This window comes from Microbispora sp. NPDC088329, assembly GCF_040685655.1.
GTDB lineage: Bacteria > Actinomycetota > Actinomycetes > Streptosporangiales > Streptosporangiaceae > Microbispora.
On record NZ_JBFBIP010000001.1, the window covers coordinates 173,699 to 195,402 of the forward strand.

The following is a 21,704-nucleotide window of genomic DNA, read 5'->3' on the forward strand; positions in this document are numbered from 1 at the left end:
CCGGGCCGTCGTCAGGGCCTTCGTCAGGGCCGGCTCGCGTGGATCAGCCGCCCCGTGCCGGGGGCGGCGTCCTCCCACGGCACGTCCAGCCCGATCACCGCGTACGCGGCGGGCGGGAAGCCGTCGAGCCGGGCGTCCGTCAGAGCGGCGACGAGCTCGTGCACGCCCGGGTTGTGGCCGACGAGCACCACCGACGCGATTTCGCCGTCCGTGCGGCGCAGCACGCCGAGCAGGTCGTCCGGGTACGCCTCGTAGATGTCGCGTTCGATCTCCACGGGGGCGTCGAGGCCGAGCAGCTCCGCGGTCCTGCGGGTGCGGACCGACGGCGAGCACAGGACGAGATCGGGAGCGAACCGCCGTATCTCCTCCCCGGCCGCCCGCGCCTCCCGCTCCCCGCGCGGGGTGAGAGGACGTTCGGTGTCCAAGAGGCCGGGCGCGTCTCCGGCCGTGGCGTGCCTGACCACGACGAGCGTCCGGATGCTCACGGCATGGCCCAGACGGCGAGGCCCACGATCACGGCGAGCATCGCCACCATGGTCAGCAGGATCAGCGCCAGCGTCCTGCCCCCGTTCGGCTTGTCCATAAGTGCACAGTTTATGGAGAAGGTCCCCCGCTCCCGGAGCAGGGGACCTTCAGGGTCGGCTGGAGGCCGCGTCAGTGGGCGACGGGCTCCGTGGCACGGGAGGCCGCGTCGGCCTCGGCGGACGGGGCGATGCTCGTCGACCGGCGCTTGGAGACGACCACCGCGCCCACGACGACCGCCACGGCGACGACCGTCGCGGTGGCACGGACCGCGACGTTGTCGGCGTACGCGACGACGGCCGGGGCGATCAGCAGCGCGACCAGGTTCATGACCTTGATCAGCGGGTTGATGGCCGGGCCGGCGGTGTCCTTGAACGGGTCGCCGACGGTGTCGCCGATCACGGTGGCCGCGTGGGCCTCCGAGCCCTTGCCGCCGTGGTGGCCGTCCTCGACCAGCTTCTTGGCGTTGTCCCAGGCGCCGCCGGAGTTGGCGAGGAACACCGCCATGAGCGTGCCGGACGCGATGGCGCCGGCGAGGTAGGCGCCGAGCGGCGCGTACCCGAGCGCGAAGCCGACCGCGATCGGGGTCAGCACGGCGAGCAGACCCGGGGTCGCGAGCTCGCGCAGCGAGTCGCGGGTGCAGATGTCCACCACGCGGCCGTAGTCCGGCAGCTCGGTGCCGTCCATGATCCCCGGCTTGGTGCGGAACTGCTCGCGCACCTCGTAGACGACCCGGCCGGCCGCGCGGCCGACGGCGCTGATCGCGAGGCCGGAGAACAGGAACACCACGGCCGCACCGACGACGAGGCCGACCAGCACGTTCGGCGCGTCCACCGAAAGGCTGAAGTTCGCGAACGAGCCCAGGGCGTTCTTCACGCCCTGCGTCGCCTTGGCGAGCTCGCCCTCGACCGCCGTACGGAACGAGCCGAACAGCGCGGTCGCCGCGAGCACGGCGGTCGCGATCGCGATGCCCTTGGTGATCGCCTTGGTGGTGTTGCCGACCGCGTCCAGGGAGGTGAGCACCCGGGCGCCCTCGCCCTCGACGTCGCCCGACATCTCGGCGATGCCCTGGGCGTTGTCGGAGACCGGGCCGAAGGTGTCCATCGACACGATCACGCCGACCGTGGTCAGCAGGCCGGTGCCGGCGAGGGCCACGGCGAACAGCGCCACGGTCACGTTGCCGAAGCCGAGCAGGAAGGCGCCGTAGACCGCACCGCCGATCAGCAGCGCCGAGTAGACCGCGGACTCCAGGCCGACCGAGATGCCGGACAGGATGACGGTGGCGGGACCGGTGAGCGAGCTCTCGCCGATCTCCCGGACCGGGCGGCGGTTGGTCTCGGTGAAGTAGCCGGTGAGGATCTGGATGGCGCTGGCCAGGATCAGGCCGACGAGCACCGCGCCGATGGCGATCAGGCGCGGGTCGGCGGTGACGGAGGCGACGTCCGCGGCGGCGCCGGACAGGTCGGCGAAGCTCGACGGGAGATACGCGAACGCCGCGACGGCCACCAGCACGGCCGAGATGGCGGCGGAGATGAAGAAGCCGCGGTTGATGGCGGACATGCCGGAGCGGTCGCTGGCGCGGGGGGCGGTGGTGAAGATGCCGATGACCGCGGTGATCACACCGATCATCGGGACGATCAGCGGGAAGACCAGGCCCTCGGTGCCGAACGCGGCCTTGCCGAGGATCAGGCTCGCGACCAGGGTGACGGCGTACGACTCGAACAGGTCGGCGGCCATGCCGGCGCAGTCGCCGACGTTGTCACCGACGTTGTCGGCGATGGTGGCGGCGTTGCGGGGGTCGTCCTCCGGGATGCCCTGCTCGACCTTGCCGACCAGGTCGGCGCCGACGTCGGCGGCCTTGGTGAAGATGCCGCCGCCGACACGCATGAACATCGCGAGCAGCGCGGCGCCGAAGCCGAACCCCTCGAGGACGTTCGGCGCGTCGCCCTTGTAGACCAGCACGACGATCGCGGCGCCCAGCAGGCCCAGGCCGACCGTGAACATGCCGGCCACGCCGCCCGTGCGGAACGCGATGCGCATCGCGGTTTTCTCACCCGACTCCCGGGCGGCGGACGCGACGCGGACGTTTCCGCGCACCGCGAGCCACATGCCGATGAAGCCGGTCAGCGCGGAGAACACCGCGCCGACGACGAAGAAGACGGACCGGCCGATGCGCTCTCCGGTCGAGCCCGCCGGGAGCAGCAGAAGCAGAAACGGAATGATGACGACGAATATCGCGAGCGTTCGGAACTGCCGCGTGAGATACGCTGCGGCGCCCTGCTGCACGGCACGGGCGATGTTCTGCATTCGCTCGGTGCCCTGCCCGGCGGCGAGCACCTCCCGGACCAGGCCGCCCGCGACGGCCAATGCCAGCAAAGCCACGACGGCGACAACGATGACAAGAGTGAGATGGGAACCGTTCAGAGCTACCGCTGCGCCTTCGCCAGCGGCGTGCAAGGCAGACATCCGTCCTCCTCGGCCAGACGGGGTTTCGGTCCTCCTGCCCGGGCGGCGCTGGACGAACCCACTGGTCGTGCGGCGCTTCCGGGCGGGTTGGCAAGTGCCGCTTCCGGTTGCATCCGCAATACCTTGGCCGGTGCCGGGAGTCTACGCAGCGATGCCACGGATATGAAGGCCCTCGTGGCGCGTAATCGAGACGGCGTCCAGTAATAGGCGAACATTTGCGCCGCTATGAAGGTGCTTTGACCAGCGGAGTCAGGGGCACCACGGTGAAGGTCGGCCTGGTTACGACACTCCCCGATCCCTGATTTCGGACATCCCAAATCAGGGCGGGCATAACAAAGATCGAGTGTCACGCCGGGGGCGACACTCGATCTGTTCGAAGGTCTTGTACGTCCTCCGAGGCCGGTCAGAGGGCGGCGACGCCGTTGGGAGACGCGGGCCAGCTCATGCGGATGCGCATGCCCTTGGGCCCGGGTAGCACCTCGACGTCGTCGGCCAGCCCCGCGATGACCGCGATGCCCAGATTGTCGATCTCGGGCATGAGGCTGCCGTTCGCCTCCAGCATCTGAGGCGTCACGTCCTCGCTCGGGGCGGCGTCGGTGACCGTCACCTCGAAACGCCCTGCGTCATCGCGTAACTCGATGCGTACCGGCTCGCCGGGGCAGTGGAGGCGGTGCGCCTCCACAGCCCGCGAGCACGCCTCTCCGACGGCGAGCCGCACCTCGTCCAAGATCGCCTCCGCCACACCCGTACGCCGGGCGATGGCCGTGGCGACCAGCCGGGCCGTACGCACGTGGGCGGGCAGAGCGCTGAACGTCAGCTCGACGGTGGCCATGTTGCCGAATCCCCAGCCGTCACTTGTCCCGGCCGTGGGCTTCCTTGGCCTCCTCGACCGAAGCGTAGATCCCGAAGACCTTCGTCAAGCCGGTGATGCGGAAGATCTTCAGAATGCGCTCCTGCGTGCAGACGAGCTCCAGGGAGCCGTCGTGCGCCCGCACCCGCTTGAGGCCGCCGACCAGCACGCCAAGGCCCGTCGAGTCGAGGAAGTCCACCTTCTCCATGTTCACGAGCAGGTGGAAGTTGCCCTTGTTGACCAGGTCGATCAGCAGCTCACGCAGTCTGGGCGCGGTGTAGACGTCGATCTCACCCTCGACATCGACGATGGTGAGATTGTCCTCGGAATGGTGGTCCAACTTCAGATCCACAGATCCTCCAGCGCCTTACTTGCGTAGGTCTCGATACAGGTCATGCATCCTGGTAGTCCAGAGGCACGACCCGATGCGCGGCATTCAACCACGCTACGACTCCGTGTCTATACGAAATCACGACTCCGGGCGACTCTCCCCGCAGATGCCAAACTGGAAACCAGTGACTCCGACTTCTTCGTCCTCTGCCCGAACAGGCGACCTTCTCACCCGTCTGCTCGCGGTTCCCGCGCGCCGGGGGCGCGTGACTCATGTGGAGCATGTTCCAGCACGTCAGGCGAGTGACGCAAGGTGGCCGGAGTGGGCTCCGGAACCGCTGGTCTCGCGGCTGCGCCCGCACGGGGTCACCGGCCTGTGGGAGCACCAGCTTCAGGCCGCCGAGCTGGTACGTTGTGGCCGAAACGTGATCATTGCCACGGGGACGGCGTCCGGAAAGTCCCTGGCCTACCTGGTGCCGGCGGTCACGGAGATCTTCTCCGGCGGCACCGTGCTGTATCTCACCCCGACCAAGGCGCTCGCCGCCGACCAGCTCAGGGCCCTGCGCAGGCTGCGGCTCACGCAGGTGCGCGCCGCGACGTACGACGGCGACACGCCGCATGAGGAACGCCGTTGGGTCCGTCAGAACGCCAACTACGTGCTGACCAACCCGGACATGCTGCACAGGTCCATTCTGCCTCGCCACTCGTCCTGGTCGTCCTTCTGGCGGCGGCTGCGGCTGGTGGTCGTGGACGAGTGCCACGGCTACCGCGGCGTCTTCGGCTCCCACGTCGCCCAGATCCTGCGCCGGCTGCGCCGGGTCACCGCCAAGTACGGCTCCTCTCCCGTGTTCCTGCTGGCGTCGGCCACCGCGAGCGACCCGGCCGCCTCGGGAATGCGCCTCACCGGCCTTGAGATGGCCGAGGTGACCACGGACGCCTCTCCCAAGGGTTCGACCACCTTCGCCCTGTGGGAGCCGCCTCTGACCGATTTACGCGGGGAGAGCGGGGCCCCGGTCCGCCGTACGGCCACAGCCGAAGCGGCCGACCTTCTGGCGGACCTCGTCATCGAGGACGTACGCACTCTCGCGTTCGTCCGCTCCCGCCGGGCCGCGGAGGCCGTGGCCCTCACCGCCCGCCGCACGCTGGAGGAGGTCGAGGCCCTCCTCGACGCCGGGCCCGCGCCATACGGAGAGGACGCCGGGCCCGCGCCATACGGGCAGGACGCCGGGCCCGCGCCATACGGGCAGGACGCCGAGGACGCGCGGGAGGAGCTGAGCGGCCCGGGCGACGCCGGACGGTCCTTCGCGGCGGTCCCGGGCACCGCGGACACGGCGGGAACCGGAGCGGGGACCGATCGCGAGAGGAACCGGCTCGCCGACCGGGTGGCGGCCTATCGGGCGGGCTACCTGGCCGACGACCGCCGGGTGCTCGAGAAGGCCCTGCGGTCGGGCGAGATCACCGGCCTGGCCACCACCAACGCTCTCGAACTCGGCGTCGACGTCTCGGGACTCGACGCGGTCCTCATCGCCGGGTGGCCCGGCACCCGTGCCTCCTTGTGGCAGCAGGCGGGCCGGGCAGGACGCGCCGGGCAGGACGCGCTGGCGGTGCTGATCGCCCGGGACGACCCGCTGGACACCTACATCGTCCATCACCCGGAGGCCGTGTTCGGACGGCCGGTGGAGGCCGTCGTCCTCGATCCGGACAATCCGTACGTGCTGGCACCCCACCTGTGCGCGGCCGCCGCGGAGATCCCGTTGACCGAGGACGACCTGGAGATCTTCGGCCCGGCGGCGCGGGGCGTGCTCGACGACCTCGTGAGTCAGGGACTGCTGCGCCGGCGGCCCACCGGGTGGTTCTGGACGAGCCGGGACCACGCGGCCGATCTGGCGGACATCCGCGGCTCGGGCGGCGCTCCCGTGCAGGTCGTGGAGGCCTCCACCGGCCGGCTGCTGGGCACGGTCGACGAGCCGTCGGCGCACACCATGGTCCATCCCGGGGCCGTCTACCTGCACCAGAGCGAGACGTTCGTGGTCGACGTGCTCGACCTGGACGCGGGGGTCGCCCTGGTCACCGCAGCCGAACCGGACTACGCGACCTTCGCGCGGGACGTCACCGACATCCGTGTGATGGAGTCGCTGCGTTCGCGGCCCTTCGGACCCGGCGATCTGCATTTCGGCTCGGTGGAGGTCACCCGCCAGGTCGTCTCGTACCTCAAGCGGCGCGCCCAGACCGGGGAGGTCCTCGGTGAGGAGCCGCTCGACCTGCCGCCGCGCACACTGTGCACCCGCGCGGTCTGGTGGACCCTGCCCACGCCCGCCCTCGCCGATCTGACCCGGCCCGGAGACGCGGTGGATCTCGGGGGGGCCGCGCACGCCGCCGAGCACGCCTCGATCGGCCTGCTGCCGCTGTTCGCGACCTGCGACCGGTGGGACATCGGGGGCGTGTCCACCGAACTCCACCCCGACACGGGCCTGCTCACGGTCTTCGTCTACGACGGCCACGACGGAGGCGCGGGCTTCGCCGAGCGCGGCTACGCCCGGGCGTCCGACTGGCTGACGGCGACGCGGGAGGCGATCGCCTCGTGCGAATGCGAACGAGGCTGCCCGTCCTGTATCCAGTCTCCCAAGTGCGGCAACGGCAACGAGCCTCTCGACAAGGCCGGGGCGATCCGCCTCCTCGACATCCTTTTGCGCGCCTGATCGGGTGCGTCAGGTGCCAGGTGCGGACACGGCCCCTTCGAGCGAACGAGAGGCCGGCCTCGGCGTCCTGCTCCTGCTCCGGCGGGTGACCGTGTGGCCGTCCGGGGCGCGGATACGGGCGCGCGCTCCCGGTGGGTCACCGGAAGCTCTCGACCGTCAGAGGTCGCGGCGACGGCCGGAGTACAGGGAGTCGTCGTCCTCCGTCCAGACGTCCGGTTCGGGCTGCCGGAGAGGCCGTTCCGGCGACTGCCCGTTGATCGCCGCACCAGCGGGCACCGCTGGTGCCGGGACCGCCGGCACCCGAGGGGACGGCCCTGCGGGAGACAGCGTCACGTGAGAGAGGGACGCCTGGCCGCCGTCACCGATGAGAGTGGCGGAGGTCGCCTCCTCCGCCGGTGACGCACCGGAGTCGGTCTCAGCGACGAGCCGCGGCGACTCCTGCTGGTCCGAGGGGGTGAGCGGGGCGGTCGGCTCCTGATCGGACGGCGTGGTCCGCGTGTTCGCGGCCGTCGAGATGGGCGCGTCCGGGCCGGCCTCGGTGCCGGTCTCCGTTTCCGCTTCCGTCTCCGTCTCGGGGAGACTCTCGCGGGCCTTGGGCCTGGCGAGGATGACAGAAGGACGCCGGACGGGGGTGGCCCCTCGGGCCTTCGCCGTGGCGGCGCCGGTGAGCGCGGCCGCGCCACTGGCCACCGTGGCGGTCAGCGATGAGGCGTCCGCTTTTCCGTCGGCCGGCTGCGGTCCGGAGCCACGAGGCTGTCCGTCGCCCGCGATGTCACCGGTCAGGCCCTTGCGCCGCAGCCAGGCCCCCAGGTTCGCGCCCGTGAGCAGCAGGACGACGGCGAGCGCGATGTACGCGCCGGTGCTGAGCCCCCCGACCGGCAGGAAGGAGGACTGAGCCGTCATCTTCGGATCGTCGGTCTTCTCGGGAACGACCACCGGCTCGGTCTGATCGCTGCCGCCGTTCGCCTCCGGCAGCATGAGCTCGGTGTCCTTCGGCAGCTCGGTGTCCTGGGGATGTGTGGCGTTTTCGGGGAGTTTTGTGTCCTTCGGCAGCGTGGGCACCGGGTTCTGCACGGCCGTGGACTGGTGTGTCTTCGGCGTCTTGGCGGCCTGCGATCCGGCCGCCGACTTGTCCGGCGTCTTCGACGGTGTCGGAGAGGGGCTCGGTGACGCCTTCGGCGCGGGAACGGCCACATACGCGGCCGAAGAGCGCTGAGATCCCACAGTGCCGCCGGTGCCGTCCGATCGGAACGCCCGGACGGAAACGTCCACCTTCTCCCCACCCAGCCCGGCCGGTATCGCGAGGCTCGTCTTACAGGACGAGCCGGAACAGGCGGAGTCGACGGAGACAGAGCCGGACTTGCCGGCCTTGACCGAGCTGATCTCGTAGGACTGGAGATCCGATTCTGCGCCCTTCGCCCAGCTGACCAGGATCGTCGTAGGGTTCTTGAGCTGCGCCTCGACCCCGGTGGGAACCTCCGGCGGACGGCTGAGCACGAAGGTCGAGGTGGCGTAGGTCTTGCGCGTGACCTCACCCGACAGGCTGACCGTGAACGTGCCGTTGGGGGCGTCGCCGGGATCGAAGGATCCGCTGATCGTCTGGTTCGCGCCGCCAGTGGCGATCTTCTGCCGGGACACGGACGGGCCCTCGACGTACAGGGACATGCTGATCTGGTACCAGTCCGTCTTCGCGGACACGGCCACCGGACCGGACGACTTCACGACCTCCCCGTCCGCCGGGGACAGGATCTCCGCGTCGGCCGCGTTCGCCGGTGCGGCGCCGACAGTCAGCGCGGACGCCAGAGCCATCGAAACGATCATCGCCGTTGTGCCCAGCCTGCGAACCCTGGTCACGAGGCATCCCTTCGTGGAGAACCGTCCGCCCCGGCCGCCTTGGCCGAATGTGTCCGACGACTGAGAGTACGCGGCACTTTACGACAGCCGTCCACTCTTGGACCCTATGTCTAAGAAGTCGTGATTCTATTGCGACATGGGTTGCACGACATTACTCAAGATCCCGAAGTGAACCATATGCTGGGCTTTGTCCGGAGCAGCCGATGAGGTGTCATCGCAGCTCTACGGGTGTCTTTCGCCCGCGCAGAACCTACGACGGCGGGGAGGAGCCGGTGTTGTCTTCCGCGCGGTGATCCGCCCACCGGCCCCCGCTTACCGGCGCCCGCCCTCGCACACCCCCTCATGTCGCCGCACCGACCGGACCGGCCCTGGCGGAAGCGGCGGCCGTCGTGGGACCGAGAAGAGGGATCAGGAACCGCACCCTCACCGTCACCTCCGCGACGCCGTCCGACAGCGAGCACGACCGCAACGACGCGCCGTTGGCAGTGGTGATCGCCTCCGCTCGTTCACACGCCTCATCCGGGGCCGCCAGCGCCACGCGGGCGGCCCCGAGCGCGCCGAAATCGGCGGCGTTCTGCGCCCGGTGACGCGCGACGCGGGCGACGCCCACCTGAACGACGACCATCGCCACCGCCCATACGACGGTCATGAGGGCCATGGTCCAGATGGTCGCCGAGCCGCGTTCCCGCACGTGGCGCACGCCGTCCTCCCAGTCGAGGTCTCCCCTGCTTTCCGGAGTCCGGGGATCCGCCGCCTTCAAGGCGGAGGCGCCGACGTATCCACCGTCGTCGGCAGTACGCCGGGTTCGGTGGCCGCGACGGCGGCTGCCCGGAGGCGAGCCGGCGGCAACGGTGACCTGAACGGTGGCCGAACGGTCGCGATGACCTCGACCCGCGTGGTGTCGGCCCCCGCGCTGATGGACACCGTGGCACCCTCGGGAGCCAGTCTCAGCACCGTCGCGCTCACCTCCTCGGTGGCCTCGCCCCGCGCAGCCGCCCGTGCGCCGGCCTGGGCGGCGTCCACGCATCGCAGTTGGGCGCCCGCGATCGTCACCACCCACAGTGAGGCGGTCAGCACCAGCACGAGGGCGGGGAGAGCGACAGCGGTCTCCGCGGTCACCGAGCCTCGCCCCCGCCCGAGCCGCATGTCCAGGACACGAGGCCGCGACATCTCGGGAGATCGACGCAGCACAAGGGCACATCGGCGCACCACCCGAACATGTCGACGCAGCACAAGGGCACATCGGCGCGCCACCCGAACATGTCGACGCAGCATCGACAGCCTCATGCGGCCAGCTTCAGCGCCTTCTGGATGAGCGCGGCGAGCATGGACCTCACCTCGGCACTGGTGACCACCTTCCAGAGAAGTGCGGCGAACCCGCAGGCGGCGATCGTGCCGACGGCGTATTCCGCGGTCGACATCCCCGCGTCGGCCCTCGTCGCGGCCTGCACCGCCCACCGCATGCTCAGCTCCCGGGCGCGCCGCGGGATTCCGGCGCCGGAATGCCGCAGCACCACGGACGACCGCCTGACGGCGGCGCGCATCGTCTGCGCGACCCTCCACAACCGGGCGCTTTCGTGCCTCGCGCCCTGACGCCCGGCACCCATCCGCCGCGGCAGTGCCGCCCCTGGGAGAGCGGCCAGCGCGCTGAAAACGAGGACACGCCCCGCCACGGCCACGCCAAAGCCGTGGCCGTCCGCCGCCCGTCGGCCGACGACCGCCCGCCGTCCCACACAGCCGGCTCCGGGGCCGAAACCCGGGCGGCCGAATCCGGGACCGGAGCCAGGCCGTCGCCCGGAGCGAGGCCCGGAGCGACGTCCGGAGCACATCGACGGCCCCGAGACGTTGGAGCCGCCGGATCCTGCCCCGTGGCCGAGACGGGCGAAGACAGACGCTCCCCCGGCGCGGCTGAGCAGCGCCCTCCGCACGGAGCGCACGAGGGCCGCCCATCGTGCCGGTCGCGCCCGGTGACGGCCCACCGCGTCACCGTCTCGCCGCCGGAGAATCGGACCCGTCTGGTTCCTTCCAGTCGCCGCGTGCTTGCTCATCGGTCCTCCTGACCCGCTCGGGGCGGCCCCTCCGCCCGTGCTGGGGCCAGGTTGTGGCATCGCGGGCAGCGGAATTCGGGCCGAGCACGGTTCTGTGGACAAGAGTCGCGCCATCGGAGTTGTCCACAGCATCGGCGCGGCACCTGTGGATGAACGACCAGGAGTCGGGGGCTTTCCGCACCATCTGCCCCGGCCTACCGTCCACAGCTGTGGATGACGGTTATCCACAGGGTGTTCACGGCAGGAGGATCTGGCCGGCCAGGCCCGCGACCATGGGAATGATCCCGAGAAAGACGAAGGCCGGCAGGAAGCACAGCCCAAGCGGTGCGACGGCGTGAACTCCCACCCGTCGTGCCGCTGCCGAAGCGGCCGCCTGAGCCGTACGTCTGGCGTCGTCGGCGAGCCGGGTGAGGACCTCGGCTACCGGCGCGCCGCTCTGGGCAGCCCGGATCATCGTTCTGGCCAGGGCGGCGAGCGCGGGCTCGTCGGACAGAACGGCCCACGCCTCCTCGGGAGGTGCGCCCAGGCGCATCCGGGCACCGGCCCACGAGAGGCGCTCGCCCACCGGGCCCGCTATCGCGCCGGCGGTCGTCTCGACGGCACCGCTCATCGGCTGCCCGGCGCGGAGGCAGGCGACGATCAGATCGACGGCGAACGGAAGGTCGGCCCCCATCCGCTCCCGCCGGCGCCTGACTTCGGCGGGCTCCCGCCTGCGAACAGCGACGAACAGGCCGATGGCCGTCATCGTCCCAGCGAGCACTCCCGCCGGGCCGCCGAGAAGCAGGAAGATCGCGAATCCCACAGGTGCCGCGACGGCCACTCCTCGGCGGGACGCGCTCACGTCCACCGGCGTGGGGACCGACGTTCCCGGAATCGGCGCCTCGGGTGACGGCGCCGACGACGCGATGGCCTTCAGCCGCGCGTCCGGCGAACGGGCCACCGGCCATGCCAGCATCGCCAGCGTGGTCAAAATCCCGGCCAGCACGGCCAGCATGTCTCGCCCCCCTTCACACGAAACCCTCGTGGGCGGCGACGTAACCGGACACGGCGGTCCTCGCCCATCCTGAGGGCTCACACCTGATTCACCCGCGCCCGCCCGCCCAGCGCGGCCACCTTCGATCACCTGGCCGCCGCCGGCGCGGCACACGCCGGTTCAGGCGATCACCGTGGATCGGATCCCGGTAGCTCCTCCGCCCGGGTGACCAGCCTGTGCGTCCACCAGACGCCGGCGGCGTCGAGGGCGAGCCCGACGACCAGACATGCGAGCCCAGCCGGGCCGCCGAGCAGGAACGCCAGCGGATTCATACCGAGTCCGGCGCCCATCAGCAGGCCGAGCACGGGCAGGCCCGCCAGCATCCGGGCGGTCGCCCGAGGCCCGGAGAGCTGGGCGGTCACCTCTTCCCGATGGGCCTGTTCCTCCCGCAAGGACGCGCACACCCGTTCCACCAGTGCGGTCAGACCGCCGCCCACGGTCACGCTCACCCGCCAGCACGCGGCCAGCCGGACCAGGCCCTCCCCACCGCGGGCGGGTGCGGCGCTCAGCAGGGCCGCGGCGACGTCGCCGCCATCTCTGGCGGCGACGACCACCGGGGCGAGCGCGACCGGATCGGGTGGGCTGATGGAGGAGACGGCCCGCGCGAGAGCGTCACCGGGAGGCCTGCCCGCCGACAGCTCGGCCGCCAGGCTCTGGCACAACTCGATGGACGCCGCACGCCAGGCCGCCGCCGTCGCCCCCGGCCGTGGACGGAGCGCGAGAGCCGCCCAGAACCTGCGCAGGTTCCTTGGCCGGCGCGTTCCGGTGAGCGACGCCAGGCGTGTCGCCCCGGAAACCGGCCCGGCCCACACCCAGGCGGCGAGGGCGGCGGCGAGCACCGCGGCCACCCCCAAGGCCAGCCCGCCCGGCGGCGTCATGACGGACATGACGCCGGGCAGCGTGCTCGCAACGCGTCGAAGGACGGGCCCCGGCGGGCCGCGCGGTCCGTGCCGAAGGTCAGGGCCGGAACCGCCGTCACAAGGCCGGACGGACCGCGTTCGAGCACACAGATCTCCGACACGCGGCGACGGCCGCCCCCGGCATCCCGCACCAGGTGGATGACGAGGTCGAGCGCGGCGGAGATCTGGCTGTGCACCGCCTCCCGCGACAACCCCGCGGCGCAGGCCAGAGCCTCCAGCCGGGCGGGCACATCGGCGGCGTTGTTGGCGTGCAGCGTTCCGCAGCCGCCTTCGTGGCCCGTGTTCAAGGCCGCCAGGAGATCGACGACCTCCGCTCCCCGCACCTCGCCCACCACGAGACGATCGGGCCGCATCCGGAGGGCCTGCCGTACGAGATCGCGCAGTTCGACCCCGCCCGCGCCTTCCAGGTTCGGCGGCCGGGCCTCCAGCCGCACGACGTGCGGATGCACGGGCTGCAGCTCGGCGGAGTCCTCGACCAGCAGCAGTCGCTCCGCCGGACCCGCGAGGGAGAGCATGGCGCTCAACATTGTCGTCTTGCCGGTGCCGGTGCCCCCGGTGACCAGGAACGCCAGCCGCGCCGCCACGATCGCGCGGAGCACGGCGGCTCCGTCCTCCGAGGCGAGCTCCTCCACGGTGAACGCCCGCCGCGAGGGCAGCCGCAGGGACAGGCAGGTCCCCTCTGCCGCGATCGGCGGGAGTACCGCGTGCAGGCGCACACCGCCGGCGAGCCGGGCGTCCACGTAGGGACATGCGTCGTCGAGACGCCGCCCTGCCGCGGCGGCCAGACGCTGAGCGAGCCTGCGGACCTCGTCGTCTCCCGGAAAGGTCACACTTGTCCTGCGCAAGCCGTCCCCGTCGTCCACCCACACCTCCCGCGGCCCGTTCACCAGGACGTCCGTGACGCCCGGCTCGGCCAGCAGGGTTTCGAGCGGGCCCGCGCCGATGAGATGGGCGCGCAGCGTGCGTGCGACGGCCAGGATCTCGGCGTCGCCGAGCACGGCCCGCTCCGCGCGCAGGGCCGCCGCCACCTGGGCCGCGGTGGGAACGGCACCGGTCTGCGACAGCCGTACTCGGACCGCCTCGACCAGATCCGCACCCACCCCGGGAACGGTCACCGGGCCAGCGCGGGTCACGGGCCACCTGCCCCGGCGGCCGGTCGACCGATCCGGCCGGTCCGCTCAGCCCGGTCGGTTCGCTCAGCCCGCTCAGCCCGACCGGTCCGCGCAACCCGGTCGGTTCGCTCAGCCCGCTCAACCCGACCGGTCCGCTCAATCCGGTCAGTCCTGGAGGAACCGCTCAGGAGAGACTCGAGCAGCTCCGCGCAGAAGCGGCCCAACGGGGAGCGGCGCAACGGCGGCGGGTCGCCCCGATCCAGGGTCTCCACAAGTCCGCGAACCTCCGGCATCACGCCGGCGCTCGGGGCCGACAAAGAGGCCGCGACGACGTCCGGCTCGAGCGTTCCCGCGCGCATAACCAGGCGCAGGTCGCCGGTCCCCGGCCGGAGCAGGGTCACCGTCTGGGCCGCCGCCAGCGCTCCTCGCAGGTCCGCGGGAACGACGACGATCGTCGCGGCGGCCCTGGCGAGCGCCTCCGCCTCGCCTTCGCCGAGATGCCGCGGCAGGTCGACCACGACCAGGTCACAGCCGCGCCTCGCGGCGTCGAGCACGACGCGCATCGCCTCCCGGGGGATGTGCAGCGGCTCGCCGCGATGCGCGGACAACACGGTGAGCTCGCCGAAGGTGGGCAGCGCCTCCTGAAGGGCGGCGAAGCTCACTCTGCCTTCCCTCCCGGCCACGTCGGGCCAGCGGGCGCCCAGAGCCTCCTCCTGGCCGAGCAGTACGTCGATCCCTCCACCGAGCGGATCGGCGTCGACCAGGAGCGTGCGCAGCCCACCGCGGGACGCCGTCAGCGCCAGGGACGCCGCGAGGACGGTGGCACCGGCGCCGCCTTTCCCCGCGGCGACGCAGAGGACCGTGCCGGCCCGGGTCGCGGGCTCGGCGGCGTCGCCGAACTCCTCCATGAGGAGCCGTTCGGCCTCGGGCAACTCCAGTACGGTGTGCGCCCCGACGGCGACGCACCTGCGCCACATGTCGGGGTCGTCGGCCGTCCGCGTCACGACGACCACGTTCTGCCGGGGTGGCGGGCCCGTGGCGGCGAGATCGTCGGCCAGGTCGCTGCCGACCACGACCAGCGGCGCCCGGATCCAGTACGGCCGGACGTGCGCGGCCGCGTGGGCGACGTCGAGTTCGACGCCCGCGGCGGCGGCGATGCGCAGCAGATCGTCGAGGAGTTCCTGATCGGTGGTTATGGCCAGTGGGCGTGGCATCGGTGTCTCCCTGTGGTCCGGGACGACTCGGCGTCCGGCACGACCACAATGCGAGGGCCGCGACCGGCCCGGGAGAGCGAATCATGTTCTGTGGACGAAGCCCGGCCTGTGGACAAAGGCCGGCGGCTCGATCGTCCGCCGATCGGCCACACGTTGATCAAAAGAAAGGGCGACCCCCGCCGGGGGGGAGAGCGGGGGCCGCCGAGTGGTCCGGCTCTGGGGGGGTAGAGCCGGTCCCGTCTTACAAGAAAGCTTTAAACAAGGAACCAGGGCATGGCAAGGGTTTCGCCACCCGCGAAGCGGTCGATGTGGGGAGACATACCGCATGCTGCCTGATCACGAGAGGTGCACCGAGGACTCGTCTCCCATTTGAGTAAAAATCTGTCCAAGAGTCAGTGTTACATGTCGGCAGGCATGGCCGCAACGGATGCACGCGACGGCCGCAAGGGGTACGCGCCGCTACTTCTATGCCGACATACTCCACCACTGGGGATGGACTGACAGGAATGACTCCGGTGACTCGATAATGCTCTTGGCCTCAGGGGTTTCCATCTCCGGGAAACGGACGTAAAAAGGGATTACGGACCTGCGGGTCCGCGTACGGCATCGGGTACCCACGCGCGACCAGCCGCGGGAGGCGTGTCGAGACGGGCTTGACCCGCTCCGACGAATTCAGGTGCACGCTTGGTAACCCGGTGACACGTACCGGCGACGGCGTTCCACACCAGGGACGCCGTCCGCTTTGTCCGCACCACGGCCACACACCACGGCCATTCAGGCGAACCGGGGACGCCGGGCAGCCACGGCCCTCGCGTGGATCAGCGGGACATGGCCTCGCAGATCGCCGTCGTCTCGCGGACCCCGAGGACGACCGCCGACGCGCAGTGCCGCACCCACGTGCCCACGCCCTCGCCCGTGCCCGTGCAGTACGCCCTGAGGCTCTCGGCGTACGCGTCGCCGAGGTCGGCGTGGCCCACCTCCACGATGGCGAGCGACTTGGGGTCGAGACCGAGGTCGGCCAGGGTGAGCCGCTCCGCGGCGCGGGCGACCAGGCCGTCGGCCACGCCGAAGGGACGCAGCACCGCCAGCTCCGCGTGCACGACCGCGGCGAGCACGAGCGCGGGAGCCGTGGTGGAACCCGTGAGCAGCCCGGCGAGGGCCGACATGCGGGCCGCCGTCTCCTCCGCTCCCGGAGCCGGACCGACCCCGAGGGGGTCGGCGGTCGTGGGCGCGGTGCGCGGCCTGCCGGGATCGGCGGTCAGCCCTGCGGCCGCCAGCGCGTGCAGCCGGGCGAGCACCTGACGCGGCGCCGATCGCCACGTCGGGGCCAGCCGGCCGAGTTCGGCCGAGGCGCGCAACGCGCCCTGCACGACGGGGTCGGTCACCTCACCCATGCGCAGCGGCTCGAGCGGCACGTCCACGCCCTCGATAGCGGCGGAGGCGCGCGCGCCGCGCAGGGCCGACTCAGCCGACACCTCGGGACTGCGCCGGCGCAGCACCCGGTGGCGGTAGAGCCGGTCGACGGCCTCGCGGGCCTCCTGCACGGCCTCGGGCACGCCGGGCAGCCCGGCGATCACGGCCAGGGGATCGCTCACAGCCCCCGACCATACCCGCCGGTAGAACGTCGTTCGCCGAGGAGGTGCGGCCGTTCACCGCACAACGGCGACACCGGTCTCGGCGGGCTCCTCGCCTGCGGCTAAGTTTGCAGGCCAAAGGCCGGTAACCGGACAAAACGCCCCCACCCCGATTACTTGTACTTGACACCGCTCGCCTGGTGAAGTGGGACACGACATACCCCTGCTTGGCCGAGGCGGCCGAACGAGAGACAACCTTTTAGACGCTGAAGGAGCACGGAGTGGCCACCGAGACCCCCGGTCAGGAAACCCAGGAGACGCTGTCGAACCTGCTGAGCGAGACGCGCCGGTTCGAGCCCCCGGCGGACCTGGCGTCGGCCGCGAACGTCACGGCGGACGCCTACGAGGAGGCCGCCCAGGACAGGCTCGCCTTCTGGGAGCGCGCCGCGGAGCGGCTGACGTGGGCGGAGCGCTGGGACACCACGCTGGAGTGGAAGCCGCCCTTCGCCAAGTGGTTCATCGGCGGCAAGCTGAACGTCGCCTACAACTGTGTCGACCGCCACGTCGAAGCCGGCCGGGGCGACAAGGTCGCCTACTACTGGGAGGGCGAGCCGGAGGGCGACAGCCGTACGATCACCTACGCCGACCTGCAGAAGGAGGTCGCGAAGGCGGCGAACGCGCTGCAGGAGCTGGGAGTGCGCAAGGGCGACCGGGTCGCGGTCTACATGCCGATGATCCCCGAGCTGCCGATCACCCTGCTGGCCTGCGCCCGGATCGGGGCGATCCACTCGGTGGTCTTCGGCGGCTTCTCCGCCTCCGCCCTGAAGAGCCGCATCCACGACGCGGACGCCAAGGTCGTCGTCACCGCCGACGGCGGCTTCCGCCGCGGCGCGCCCAGCGCGCTCAAGCCGACCGTGGACGAGGCGGTCGCCGAGTGCCCCGGCGTCGAGCACGTCCTCGTGGTGCGCAGGACCGGGCAGGACGTCGCGGTCACCGAGCGCGACGTCTGGTGGCACGACCTCGTGGAGCGCCAGCCGGCCGAGCACGAGCCCGTGCCGCACGACGCCGAGGACCCGCTGTACATCCTCTACACGAGCGGCACGACCGGAAAGCCGAAGGGCATCCTGCACACCACCGGCGGCTACCTCACGCAGGTCGCCTGGACCCACCACGCGGTCTTCGACCTCAAGCCCGAGACCGACATCTACTGGTGCACGGCCGACATCGGCTGGGTGACCGGGCACTCCTACATCGTGTACGGCCCGCTCGCCAACGGCGCGACCAGCGTGATCTACGAGGGCACCCCGGACACCCCGCACCGCGGGCGCTTCTGGGAGATCGTGCAGAAGTACAAGGTCACGATCCTCTACACCGCCCCCACCGCGATCCGTACGTTCATGAAGTGGGGCGACGACATCCCCGCGAAGTTCGACATGTCGTCCCTGCGGGTGCTCGGGTCGGTCGGCGAGCCCATCAACCCCGAGGCGTACGTCTGGTATCGCGAGCACATCGGCGCCGGCCGCTGCCCGGTGGTGGACACGTGGTGGCAGACGGAGACCGGCGGCATCATGATCAGCCCGCTCCCCGGCGTCACGGCCGCCAAGCCCGGCGCCGCCATGCAGCCGCTGCCAGGCGTCTCCGCCGACGTGGTCGACGACCAGGGCAACTCGGTGCCGAACGGCGGCGGCGGCTTCCTCGTGGTCCGCGAGCCGTGGCCGTCCATGCTCAGGACCATCTGGGGCGACGACAAGCGCTACGTCGACACCTACTGGTCGCGGTTCGAGGGGATGTACTTCCCCGGAGACGGCGCCAAGCGCGACGAGGACGGCGACCTGTGGCTGCTCGGCCGGGTGGACGACGTCATGCTCGTCTCCGGGCACAACATCTCCACGACCGAGGTCGAGAGCGCGCTGGTCAGCCACCCGAAGGTGGCCGAGGCGGCCGTCGTGGGCGCCACCGACCCGCTGACCGGCCAGGCCATCGTGGCCTTCGTGATCCTGCGCGGCAGCGCGGAGGAGAGCGACGACATCGCCGCCGAGCTGCGCGCCCACGTGGCCAAGACGCTCGGCCCGATCGCCAAGCCGCGGCAGATCCTGGTCGTGCCCGAGCTGCCGAAGACCCGCTCCGGAAAGATCATGCGCCGGTTGCTGCGCGACGTGGCGGAGAACCGCTCGCTCGGCGACGTCACCACGCTGACCGACAGCTCGGTCATGAACCTGATCGCGGAGAAACTGCCCAGCGCCAAGAGCGACGACTGATCGCGAACCGCCCGATCTCGTGAGGAAGGCGTGGACGACCGGCGTCCACGCCTTCCTCGTCTCCGCGTCCGTGGGGCGAGGAGCGGGCGGATCGCCTGAGGTGTCATATTCCGGCCGCCTGTGGGCAGGTCCCCGCGTGTGTGGGCTTCGGACCGCGGTCATCCACAGGCGAGGGGCTTCACGTGCACGTGCGCGGACGGGCACGAGATGATGTTTGATAGTCGCAGATAGGAGATCGCTCATGCCCGAGGACGAATCGCTCGGTGCGCTGGTCGCCCAGGCGAGCCATCACATCTCGACCCTCGTACGGTCGGAGATCGAGCTGGCGAAGGCCGAGCTCAAGTTCGACGCGAAGCGGGTCGGCACCGCGGCGGGGCTGTTCGGCGCCGCGGCCTTCATCGGGCATCTGTGCCTGATCCTGGCCTCCTTCGCGATCGCGTACGCCCTCGTGGCCGCGGGGCTGGCCACATGGCTCGCGTTCACGATCGTCACGGTGTTCTACCTCCTGATGGCCGGGTTGCTGGTCCTCGTCGGCTACCGCCGGCTCAAGGGGCTGACCGGCATGAAGCGCACCAGGCGGAGCCTGCGCGGCCTGGCGGGCCCGGAGGAGGCGGAGGAGCTGCCGGAGAGGGTTCCGGCCTCCGGACCGCGGCCCGCGGCCCCTGCGCCGCCGCCGTACACGGGCCCGACCGCCGGGCAGGTGGGCGCCCACCGGGAGTCCGTGAGCGATGCCGGCTGACGAGGCGCTGACCGAGGTCGACGGCCCCTGGGCACACCGGACGGTGCACGCGGGCGGTGTGCGATTCCACGTGGCGGAGGCCGGGGACGGGCCGCTGGTCCTGCTGCTGCACGGGTTTCCCCAGTTCTGGTGGACATGGCGGCACCAGCTCCCGGCCCTGGCGGAGGCCGGTTACCGGGCCGTCGCCGTCGACCTGCGCGGGTACGGCACCAGCGACAAGCCGCCACGCGGATACGACCTGCCCACACTGGCCGTGGACGCGGCGGGCCTGGTGCGCGCGCTCGGCGAGACGAGCGCCGCCGTGGTGGGGCATGACTGGGGCGGTCTGCTCGGCTGGACCATGGGCGTGCTCGACCCGAAGGTGGTGCGCCGGCTCGTTGCGGTGTCGGCGCCGCATCCGCTGCGCATGCGTGCCGCGCTGTTCACCGACCCGCTCGGGCAGCTCAAGGCCAGCCGCTATGCCCTGGGATTCCAGCTCCCGTTCCTGCCGGAACGGAAGCTGACCCGCAAGGGTGGCGCCGCGGTGGGCCGGTTCGTCGAGCGGTGGGCCGGGCCGCAGTGGCCGGGCGACAGCGTGACGCGGGTGTACCGGGAGGCGATGCGGATCCCCACCGTGGCCCACTGCGCGCTGGAGTACTACCGCTGGTTCGCCCGGTCCCAGGTCCGTCCGGACGGCTTCCGCTACGCCCGGCAGATGCGGGCGGAGATCGAGGCTCCGACGCTGCAACTGCACGGCGCGCTCGATCCGTGCGTCCTGCCGCGGACCGCCCAGGGCTCCAGCAGGTTCGTGGCCGCGCCGTACCGGTGGCGGCTGATCGAGGGCGCCGGGCATTTCCCGCACGAGGAGCGCCCCGAGCAGTTCAACGCCGAGCTCATCTCCTGGCTCTCCGACCCCGAACCCGACCGCTGACAGTGCCGTCCACATCGGCACCGGTTCCGCCGTCGCCGGCCTGGTGGCGCTCCCCCGCTGCCGGATCGGTACCCGTGATCTTGAAGAAGATAGTAGAAATGTGCCCTGAAGTGGCCCAACTCCCTGTCCGGCGTTCCGGGAGATCGCCGGCGATCCGGCCATCCTGAACCGCCCACGCGCCCTGCGGAGAGATCATGCGTGACCGTGACGAAGCGGGCCGCCCCCGCAATGCACGCCCTCGCGACGAGTACGGCAGGCCGCTCCCCAAAGGCACAGAGGGAGTGCCCCGGGTGCCTGACGACTACGCCCCCTCCGCCGAGGAGGCGCTGGAGGAGGCCAGGAAGCTGCTCGCGGCGGGCCGGCCGTTCCATGCCCACGAGGTGCTGGAGGCCCGTTGGAAGACCGCCCCGGCCGAGGAACGCGAGTTGTGGCAGGGGCTCGCGCAGATATGCGTGGGACTCACGCACATCCAGCGCGGCAACCTCTCCGGCGCCGCCGCCCTGCTGACCCGTGGATCCGCCCGGCTCGGCGCGTACGGCTCCACCCAGCCGTACGGGCTTGACCTGCGCGCCCTGGCCGTGCAGGCCGACGCGGTCACGACCGCCATCGACGAGGGGAACGCCGACGCCGACGCCGCCATCGCGGCCATCCTGGCACGCCTGACCCCGGCCACCGGCTGACGCGAGCCGGTGAAGCGTGCACCGGCCTCCGCCGGGCTCCTCACCGCACGGGGCGAAGCCCGTCGCCTCCCCCGATCCGGTGTCAGGGCCCGACGGGCAGTGAGACCCCGGCAGCCGGGTCAGCCGTCCGGCCCTGAGGTGACCCGCGATCTACCCTTCCGGGTAGAAGAGAAACAGCGTGCACCCCGTCGTCGTCTGCGGGACGTGCGAGGAGCCCGCGGCGGCGTGGATGAAGGATCCGGCCGGGTAGTCCCTCTCGCCGTCGTTGAAGACGCCGGAGACCACGAAGACCTCTTCGGGCCCCGGTTCGTGGACGTCGATCCCCTCCCAGCACGTGTTCGCGTCCATCTCCAGCACGAAGGCCTTCGCGCCGTCGTCCCCGGCCCAAAGGGGGCGCAGGCGGATGCCGGGGAAGAGTTCGCGGACCGGGGCGTCCTGGACGGACGACCACACATAGGCAGGGGTGCTCTGCTTCGTCGTCATGGGGACAGCGTG

At 71.4% G+C, this 21,704-nt stretch carries 19 protein-coding genes; 5 read left to right on the top strand and 14 right to left on the bottom strand.

The window, feature by feature from the left end:
• Positions 1 to 23: 23 nt before the first annotated feature.
• The 4 genes from AB0O28_RS00925 to AB0O28_RS00940 all read right to left on the bottom strand — a co-directional run bounded on the left by AB0O28_RS00925 (position 24) and on the right by AB0O28_RS00940 (position 4,190).
• Positions 24 to 485 (bottom strand): histidine phosphatase family protein, encoded by a 462-nt coding sequence (locus AB0O28_RS00925; RefSeq protein WP_363634854.1) that lies wholly within the window; start codon positions 483 to 485, stop codon positions 24 to 26.
• A gap of 169 nt (positions 486 to 654) precedes the next feature.
• Positions 655 to 2,988, bottom strand: a complete 2,334-nt coding sequence (locus tag AB0O28_RS00930; RefSeq protein ID WP_363634856.1) for a sodium-translocating pyrophosphatase — start codon at positions 2,986 to 2,988, stop codon at positions 655 to 657.
• A 403-nt stretch (positions 2,989 to 3,391) separates the two neighbouring features.
• On the bottom strand, positions 3,392 to 3,820 hold the full coding sequence (locus AB0O28_RS00935) for an ATP-binding protein (RefSeq protein WP_363634858.1): 429 nt from the start codon (positions 3,818 to 3,820) through the stop codon (positions 3,392 to 3,394).
• Positions 3,821 to 3,839: 19 nt separating this feature from the next.
• Positions 3,840 to 4,190, bottom strand: a complete 351-nt coding sequence (locus AB0O28_RS00940; RefSeq protein WP_030506779.1) for an STAS domain-containing protein — start codon at positions 4,188 to 4,190, stop codon at positions 3,840 to 3,842.
• Positions 4,191 to 4,335: 145 nt separating this feature from the next.
• Here AB0O28_RS00940 and AB0O28_RS00945 point away from each other — a divergent pair, with 145 nt between their 5' ends.
• Positions 4,336 to 6,867 carry a DEAD/DEAH box helicase gene (locus AB0O28_RS00945; protein WP_363634860.1) on the top strand — a complete coding sequence of 844 codons (2,532 nt, stop codon included), beginning with the start codon at positions 4,336 to 4,338 and terminating at the stop codon, positions 6,865 to 6,867.
• A 156-nt stretch (positions 6,868 to 7,023) separates the two neighbouring features.
• Here AB0O28_RS00945 and AB0O28_RS00950 read toward each other — a convergent pair whose 3' ends face one another.
• The 9 genes from AB0O28_RS00950 to AB0O28_RS00990 all read right to left on the bottom strand — a co-directional run bounded on the left by AB0O28_RS00950 (position 7,024) and on the right by AB0O28_RS00990 (position 16,643).
• The gene (locus tag AB0O28_RS00950; protein ID WP_363634862.1) at positions 7,024 to 8,676 is read right to left on the bottom strand and encodes a hypothetical protein; all 1,653 of its coding nucleotides are present in this window, start codon (positions 8,674 to 8,676) and stop codon (positions 7,024 to 7,026) included.
• Between the two features lie 385 nt (positions 8,677 to 9,061).
• Entirely contained in the window at positions 9,062 to 9,421 is a 360-nt protein-coding gene (locus AB0O28_RS00955; protein WP_363634864.1) for an Rv3654c family TadE-like protein, read from the bottom strand.
• Between the two features lie 56 nt (positions 9,422 to 9,477).
• The gene (locus AB0O28_RS00960) at positions 9,478 to 9,840 is read right to left on the bottom strand and encodes a TadE family type IV pilus minor pilin (protein WP_363634866.1); all 363 of its coding nucleotides are present in this window, start codon (positions 9,838 to 9,840) and stop codon (positions 9,478 to 9,480) included.
• 164 nt (positions 9,841 to 10,004) lie between these two features.
• Entirely contained in the window at positions 10,005 to 10,901 is an 897-nt protein-coding gene (locus tag AB0O28_RS00965) for a DUF4244 domain-containing protein (RefSeq protein ID WP_363634869.1), read from the bottom strand.
• 103 nt (positions 10,902 to 11,004) lie between these two features.
• On the bottom strand, positions 11,005 to 11,763 hold the full coding sequence (locus tag AB0O28_RS00970; protein ID WP_363634871.1) for a type II secretion system F family protein: 759 nt from the start codon (positions 11,761 to 11,763) through the stop codon (positions 11,005 to 11,007).
• A gap of 167 nt (positions 11,764 to 11,930) precedes the next feature.
• Complete coding sequence (locus AB0O28_RS00975; RefSeq protein ID WP_363634873.1) at positions 11,931 to 12,689, bottom strand: type II secretion system F family protein; 759 nt, start codon at positions 12,687 to 12,689, stop codon at positions 11,931 to 11,933.
• The gene (locus tag AB0O28_RS00980) at positions 12,677 to 13,855 is read right to left on the bottom strand and encodes a TadA family conjugal transfer-associated ATPase (RefSeq protein WP_363634875.1); all 1,179 of its coding nucleotides are present in this window, start codon (positions 13,853 to 13,855) and stop codon (positions 12,677 to 12,679) included. The genes AB0O28_RS00975 and AB0O28_RS00980 overlap by 13 nt, the downstream gene beginning before the upstream one ends.
• Positions 13,852 to 15,048: a septum site-determining protein Ssd gene (gene ssd / locus AB0O28_RS00985; RefSeq protein ID WP_363634877.1), complete on the bottom strand. Its 1,197-nt coding sequence runs from the start codon at positions 15,046 to 15,048 to the stop codon at positions 13,852 to 13,854. Before ssd ends, AB0O28_RS00980 begins: the two co-directional genes overlap by 4 nt.
• 818 nt (positions 15,049 to 15,866) lie before the next feature.
• A complete protein-coding gene (locus AB0O28_RS00990) occupies positions 15,867 to 16,643 on the bottom strand; it encodes an oxidoreductase (protein ID WP_363634879.1) in 777 nt (258 codons plus the stop codon).
• A gap of 260 nt (positions 16,644 to 16,903) precedes the next feature.
• On the opposite strand from AB0O28_RS00990, the gene acs reads away from it, so the two are divergent.
• The 4 genes from acs (at position 16,904) to AB0O28_RS01010 (ending at position 21,209) form a co-directional block, all read left to right on the top strand.
• Positions 16,904 to 18,880, top strand: a complete 1,977-nt coding sequence (acs, locus tag AB0O28_RS00995) for an acetate--CoA ligase (RefSeq protein ID WP_363634881.1) — start codon at positions 16,904 to 16,906, stop codon at positions 18,878 to 18,880.
• A gap of 241 nt (positions 18,881 to 19,121) precedes the next feature.
• Positions 19,122 to 19,619: a phage holin family protein gene (locus AB0O28_RS01000; RefSeq protein WP_363634883.1), complete on the top strand. Its 498-nt coding sequence runs from the start codon at positions 19,122 to 19,124 to the stop codon at positions 19,617 to 19,619.
• The gene (locus tag AB0O28_RS01005; protein WP_363634885.1) at positions 19,609 to 20,529 is read left to right on the top strand and encodes an alpha/beta hydrolase; all 921 of its coding nucleotides are present in this window, start codon (positions 19,609 to 19,611) and stop codon (positions 20,527 to 20,529) included. The genes AB0O28_RS01000 and AB0O28_RS01005 overlap by 11 nt, the downstream gene beginning before the upstream one ends.
• A 290-nt stretch (positions 20,530 to 20,819) precedes the next feature.
• Complete coding sequence (locus tag AB0O28_RS01010) at positions 20,820 to 21,209, top strand: DUF309 domain-containing protein (RefSeq protein ID WP_363634887.1); 390 nt, start codon at positions 20,820 to 20,822, stop codon at positions 21,207 to 21,209.
• A 150-nt stretch (positions 21,210 to 21,359) separates the two neighbouring features.
• Here AB0O28_RS01010 and AB0O28_RS01015 read toward each other — a convergent pair whose 3' ends face one another.
• Positions 21,360 to 21,692, bottom strand: coding sequence for a cupin domain-containing protein (locus AB0O28_RS01015; protein ID WP_363634890.1), 333 nt, complete (start codon positions 21,690 to 21,692; stop codon positions 21,360 to 21,362).
• Between the last annotated feature and the right edge of the window lie 12 nt (positions 21,693 to 21,704).